The sequence below is a fragment of the Flavobacterium psychrolimnae genome (assembly GCF_003312425.1).
Classification (GTDB): domain Bacteria; phylum Bacteroidota; class Bacteroidia; order Flavobacteriales; family Flavobacteriaceae; genus Flavobacterium; species Flavobacterium psychrolimnae.
This window is the reverse complement of the sequence record NZ_QNUX01000022.1, coordinates 20888-27017: the sequence shown is the minus strand read 5'-3', so window position 1 is coordinate 27017 and position 6130 is coordinate 20888. Positions and strand designations below refer to the sequence as shown.

At 35.6% G+C, this 6130-nt stretch carries 6 protein-coding genes and 1 pseudogene; 1 reads left to right on the top strand and 6 read right to left on the bottom strand.

What is annotated here, in order from left to right; genetic code table 11:
- Positions 1–232 precede the first annotated feature (232 nt).
- Both DR980_RS16170 and DR980_RS16165 read right to left on the bottom strand, forming a co-directional pair.
- Positions 233–829, bottom strand: coding sequence for a hypothetical protein (locus DR980_RS16170; RefSeq protein WP_113638009.1), 597 nt, complete (start codon positions 827–829; stop codon positions 233–235).
- Between the two features lie 203 nt (positions 830–1032).
- Positions 1033–1344 (bottom strand): annotated as a pseudogene (locus DR980_RS16165) (dienelactone hydrolase family protein); the annotation flags it as partial.
- Between the two features lie 66 nt (positions 1345–1410).
- Here DR980_RS16165 and DR980_RS16160 point away from each other — a divergent pair.
- On the top strand, positions 1411–1851 hold the full coding sequence (locus DR980_RS16160) for a hypothetical protein (RefSeq protein WP_113638007.1): 441 nt from the start codon (positions 1411–1413) through the stop codon (positions 1849–1851).
- A 146-nt stretch (positions 1852–1997) separates the two neighbouring features.
- Here the strand turns inward: DR980_RS16160 and DR980_RS16155 are convergent, their stop codons facing one another.
- The 4 genes from DR980_RS16155 to DR980_RS16140 are packed head-to-tail and all read right to left on the bottom strand — an operon-like array spanning position 1998 to position 6108.
- The gene (locus DR980_RS16155; protein ID WP_113638005.1) at positions 1998–3272 is read right to left on the bottom strand and encodes a peptidylprolyl isomerase; all 1275 of its coding nucleotides are present in this window, start codon (positions 3270–3272) and stop codon (positions 1998–2000) included.
- 31 nt (positions 3273–3303) lie between these two features.
- Positions 3304–4428 (bottom strand): peptidylprolyl isomerase, encoded by a 1125-nt coding sequence (locus DR980_RS16150; RefSeq protein ID WP_113638003.1) that lies wholly within the window; start codon positions 4426–4428, stop codon positions 3304–3306.
- A 14-nt stretch (positions 4429–4442) separates the two neighbouring features.
- Positions 4443–5099: a gliding motility-associated peptidyl-prolyl isomerase GldI gene (gldI, locus tag DR980_RS16145; protein WP_113638001.1), complete on the bottom strand. Its 657-nt coding sequence runs from the start codon at positions 5097–5099 to the stop codon at positions 4443–4445.
- A gap of 4 nt (positions 5100–5103) precedes the next feature.
- A complete protein-coding gene (locus tag DR980_RS16140) occupies positions 5104–6108 on the bottom strand; it encodes a DHH family phosphoesterase (RefSeq protein WP_113637999.1) in 1005 nt (334 codons plus the stop codon).
- Positions 6109–6130 lie beyond the last annotated feature (22 nt).

Genomic DNA, 6130 nt, shown 5'->3' with positions numbered 1-6130 from the left:
CCTAAAAAAGACCTTTCTTAAAAGGCTTTCTTTTGGATTGTAGAAAAGGAAAAATTGAAGATTTTAACGCAAAAAAGAGGTTTTTTCACAGCCTGACGTTCTCGCGCTACAAGCGGTTTGGGCTTAAATAAAGCCTTATTTTCGGATTTGCCAAATCTTTCAAATACAAGACCATTTTTAAATTAAGCCAATTGCCCAAATCGCTTGTAGCGTGTGTTACCAGCTGTTTTTTTTATTCTATTATTGGACAATTAATTTCATAAGGTTCTTTTGGGAAACCATATAAAATCATCTTTTGTCTGTCAACATATTTTATAGGAATTAGTTTATCAAGAGAATTGTCTATATAAAGTGAAACAAATAGCGTTTCATTTAGTTTTTCAAGTACAATTCTACTTCCTTCTTTATTCAAACGTTTGTTTATTTCTTGTATAACTGGCGAGTCCAAAACTTCATTGAACCTAAGATTCTTTTTTTCTCCATTCCAATTAAACACAAACTTTAAATTCTGAATTTCACTTTCTGTTAATTCAGTTTCTGTTGCGTTTAGTTTTTCGTAATCATTTTCGAATATACAATCTTCAGTTATAGACTTTTCATCGCTTAAAACTTTGTAAATTTTTCCATTTCTGAAAAATCTAATTCGATTTTGATTTATAAATTTATGCTCTGTTTCGCTTAGCTTTTCATTTCTGTTTCCGTTTTTTATTAGACAGATTTCGTCAATTTTTTCAACGACAAAATAATCAATGATATCTCCATCAATCTGAATAATCTCAGAGTTTCCATAATGATCTGCAGTTTTAATAAAAAGCCAATTTTCTTTCATATTCGATTCTGTAAAATAGCTGGTAACTAGTATATAGGTCTGACAAAGTCAGACTTATCTCCCTTATATTGGGTGGCTTTGTCTGATAAGTATCAGATTTTATTTATTTTCAAATATAATAAATTCTTGGGTTCTATTTAATTTTAGCAGTATTTTCTTAAAAAATAAATAAAGTCCCACTCAAGGGACTTTTTAAATATAAATCATTTCTTTAATTTCTCCTTAAAAAAATCAATCGTTCGTGTCCAGGATAAAGTGGCGGCTTTTTCATCGTATCTGGGTGTGGTATTGTTATGAAAACCATGATTCACCCCTTCGTAGAAATAAGCGGTATGTTCTACTTTGTTCTTTTTAAGGATGGCTTCAAAAGCTGGCCAGCCTTCATTTACGCGGGTGTCTAAACTGGCATATTGCGCGAGGATAGGTGTTTTTATTTTCTCGGCTTCGGCTGCAGTGGGTTGTCCGCCATAATACGGAACTGCGGCACACAAATCTGGGATTTTTACCGCCATCAATTTTTAAATAAAAAGGTAGTAGACTTTGCGAAAAACTTTGCGAACTTTGCAGCCAAATAAATGAATATGAAAATAAATCCAAAACACGGAATTGACAGGCTCATTTTCGGAATGAAACAAAATGATGTTACCGTAATTTACGGTAAACCAGACCGCAATTATAAAGACGAGGATGACAATGTGATTTTTGCTTATAATAAACTAAAAATGCGTTTGACGTTCTATGTCGAGGAAGATTTTAAATTGGGTTATATCGTAGCGTCGAGTCCTGAACTGGAACTGTTTGGATACAAAATAATCAATAGAAAAATTAGTGAAGTCAAAAAAGATTTGGCTGGCAAAGGAATCATTAAATTTACTCAGGAAGAGTTTGATACGTTCGAAAATTATTTCAACGAGGAAAACTGGATGATTTTTCAAACCGAATTTGATGAAGTAGTGAAATTTGAGATTGGTGCCATTATCAATCAGAAAGATGAATTTGACTGGAAATTTGGAAAGAAATAATTGAAAACGGAATGCTGATCACGCGAACGAAACGGATAATCACCGGTTTCTAGTAATGTAGTCAGGATTTTCAGGAATAAATTGTAATAAAAAACCCGACAGATTTCAAAATCTATCGGGTTTTTTTTATTGCATTTTTTTGATTTTTATTGTTTTGGGGCCGGTTGTTTTTCCAGCATTTCCAATTCGAAAACAAGCATTGTATTAGGCGGAATAACGTTGCTAGCACCTCTCTCACCATAGGCTAGATTTGACGGAATAAAAACTACTGCTTTATCGCCAATCGTCATATTGTCCAATCCTTCGATAAATCCAGGTATCATACCGTCTTTTTTTCCGGCTTCAAATGGGAAGGCTCTGTATCCGTTTTGAGCGGCACGATTTGCATCAAATTTTCCGTAGGTTTTGTTGACTTCCTCATAGCTACTGTCAAATAAGGTTCCGTCTTCAAAATATCCGGCATAATGAAAATAAAATGTTGTTCCATTATCTGGTTTTACTCCGGTTCCTCTCTCAATTATTTTATAGGCTAATCCGGATGGAGTAGTGGTTGCTGTGGCTTTTACGGTGGCTAAATAGGCTTTTTTGGCAGCTACTACAGGACCGTATTTTTCCATGTACACTTTTTTGGCTTGCGCTTCTTGAGCTTCACGTTTTACTCTGTTTTCAGCTTCTAGAGCAGCTTGTTTTGCTTTATTTTCAGCGTTTATTAAATCCTGTTTCTTTTGGTCTTCGGATTTATTGTTGAAATAATCAGCGAACACTTTTGGAGCATCAAATTTTTTGGCTAAAGCGCCTTTTCTTACGATGGTAATTTTTGTAATCACATCGCTTTGCGCAATTGAATTTACAATAGCCATTCCTTCAGTGACGTGACCAAAAACGGTGTGTTTTCCATCTAACCAAGGCGTTGCTTTGTGGGTTATAAAAAACTGGCTTCCATTAGTAGTGGGTCCAGAATTTGCCATAGAAAGAATTCCAGGTTTGTCATGTTTCAAGTCAGTGAATTCATCTTTAAATGAATAACCCGGACCACCAGAACCATTTCCCGAAGGATCTCCACCCTGAATCATGAAGTCTTTGATGACACGGTGAAACTTTAGACCATCAAAGAAGGGTTTTCCTTTCAGGTTTTCTTGCGATACAAATGTATTTTTACCTTCGGCAAGTGCAATGAAGTTTGCCACAGTTACGGGTGCTTTTTTGTATTCTAATTCCAATACAATATTCCCTTTATTGGTGGCGATTGTTGCAAAAATTCCCTCAATAACTACCGGAGCTTTAACAGCAGGCTTCACTGGTGTTTTTACAGTTGCTTTCACTGTTGTCACCGGTTTTTTGGCAGGAATGGATTTCTTGACCGTTTGAGAATGTACGTTGACCATTCCCAGAAATAATAAAATTAGAATTTTAAATTTCATGTTGTGCTAATTTAAAGGCTTGTTTTTAATATTATTGGGGCATTTTTTCTAATAATTCGATTTCAAAAATGATGTTTGCATTTGGTGGAATTACTCCTCCAGCGCCCGCTGCTCCATATCCTAAACGGGATGGAATGAAAATTACGGCTTTGTCACCAAAAGATAATTGCTCCAGTCCCTCGATGAAACCAGGAATCATGCCATCTTTTTTGCCGGCTTGAAAAGGGATGGGTTGGTATCCGTTTTGAGCGGCTCTATTTTCATCATATTTCCCAAATGTTTTTGCAACACTTTCAACACTCGCATCAAATAATTCTCCGTCTTCCAGAAAACCTGCGTAGTGTATGAAAACATTAGCGCCATTAGCGGGTTTTTTACCACCACTTTTTTTGGTAATCACATATTGTAATCCCGAAGGTGTTCTGGTAGCCTTTGCTTTTAAATCAGCAAATTCCGCTACTTTTTGTTCGCGAACTACTTTGTACTTTTCGTTGTATACTCTTTTGTTTTCAGCGTCGATAGCTGCTTTTTTCTTTTGATTTTCAGATTCTACAGCGAAATAATCAGTGAATACTTTTACAGCATTGAATTTTTTTGCCGCTTCACCATTTCTGATGATGGTTACTTTATTGATGTAATCGTTTTGTTCAATTTTATTTACTACTTCCATTCCATTTTCGACTACGTGACCAAAAATGGTGTGTTTTCCGTCCAACCAAGGTGTTGCAAGATGCGTAATAAAAAACTGGCTGCTGTTGGTCGTTGGTCCGTTATTGGCCATAGCCAAAACACCGCCTTTGTCAAATCTCAAATCTGAAAATTCATCTTTGAACTTATATCCTGTATCTCCAGAACCTGTTCCAAGTGGATCTCCGGTTTGTATCATGAAATCTTTGATGACTCTGTGGAATTTTAATCCGTCAAAAAAAGGTTTGTTTTTAAGATTTTCATTGGTTACAAATTCATTTTTTCCTTCGGCTAAGGCTACATAATTAGCCACCGTAATCGGTGCTTTTTCGAAATCTAATTGTACAATTATTTCTCCTTTATTGGTTTCAATTTTAGCATATAAACCATCAGGAAGGTTGTTGTGTTCTTCTTTACAAGAGTAAAATGAAGCAATTACCAGGAATACGAATAGGATCTTTTTTTTCATTTCTAAATTTAATTTTATTGAGTTATAGTATCCGCATTCTTACTTACGGCAGGGGTTTCTGTTTTTATTGGAGCAGCCACTGGAGCAGCTTTTGCTTTTAGTTCACTTTCTTTTTTATAGACCGCCTCAGATTTGAAATCGCGAAGCGTTACCGTACAAATTAAGGGTTGGTTCGTGCCAATTTTTTTGTTGTCACCATGGTAACCATAGCCCATATTTGATGGAAAAAGGAAATTTACTTTCTCGTTTTTACGCATCAATTTGATTCCGTCACGCAATCCCATCATGATATTTTGCTTATCCACGTAATAAATTTGTGGTCTTAATTCTAGTTCAGAATAGATGATGGTGCCTTTCAAATCTTTGATTTCATAATCAAAAAAAGCGACATCTCCTTTTTTCGGAGTTAAAGAATCAATTTCATTTCGAGTCACATAGGAATACCAATATCCTTTTTTGGATGCCAGATAGACTACATTAGGATTACTTTTGATCAAATCCTGAATTTTAGTTTCCTCAGTGGCTACCAGTTTCTTGTTACGCGCTATAGATTTCTTCATGAAACTTCCTGAAGCTTGAGAAATAGGTCTTCTGGCGTCTTGTTGCTGTCTGCAACTTGAAACGAGGACAAAAAGAAAGAATATAATTGCGATTCGGCTACTATTTTTCATGGGATTATATGCTTAGTTTTGTTACTAAATCTTCAAATTTCCGAATCGTTTCTTCCATTGAAACTTCTGATTTTCCTCCGGCAGCATTGCGATGTCCACCACCGTTAAAATGATCTCTTGAAAACTGATTGACATCAAAGTCACCTTGGGAACGGAATGAAATCTTGATGATTTTTTCTTCTTTATTTTCTATAAATATAGCGGTAAAAAGTATTCCTTTAATACTTAGTCCGTAATTTACAATTCCTTCCGTATCTCCTTTTACATAATCAAAGGAATTCAATTCCTCTTGTGTAAGTGTCGTGTATGCTGTTTTATGTTCCGTTATCACTTTCATATTCTGAAGTGCCCTTCCCAATATTTGTAATCGTCCAAAAGAACTGTTGTCGAATAATAAGCTTGGAATTTCAGTGTTTTCAACGCCTAAATCAATTAGTTCAGCTACAATTCTATGGGTAGTTCCAGTTGTTTTTGGGAAACGAAACGAACCGGAATCAGTTAAAATTCCAGTATAAATGCAAGTTCCGATAGTTTTATCGATGTCTTCTTTTTTTCCAAGATGCGATATGAAGTTATAAAGCATTTCGCATGTAGATCCAAACGAAGTGTCGGAATAAGTTACCACAGCGTAATCATTCGGTTTTTGATGATGATCAATCATTACAAAAGGAGCGGTCAGTTTGGCTAGAACATGTTCCATTTCGCCGGTGCGATGCAACGCATTAAAGTCTAATGTGAAAATAAGTTCTGCATCTTCGAGAATTTTGGTGCAGTTTTGTTTGTCTTTTTCGAATATTTTGACGGTTTCTGAACCCGGCATCCAGGCCAGAAAATCCGGAAATTCATTTGGAGAAACGACTACAGGATGATGCTTATTTTTTAATAAAAAATGGTATAAACCCAGTGTAGAACCCATGGCGTCTCCGTCAGGACCGCGGTGAGGGATTATGGCAATTTTTTTTGGAGTTGATAATAACAACTGTATCGCTTGAATGTCTTGTATTTTCATAGTCTGCGAAATTACATTTTTT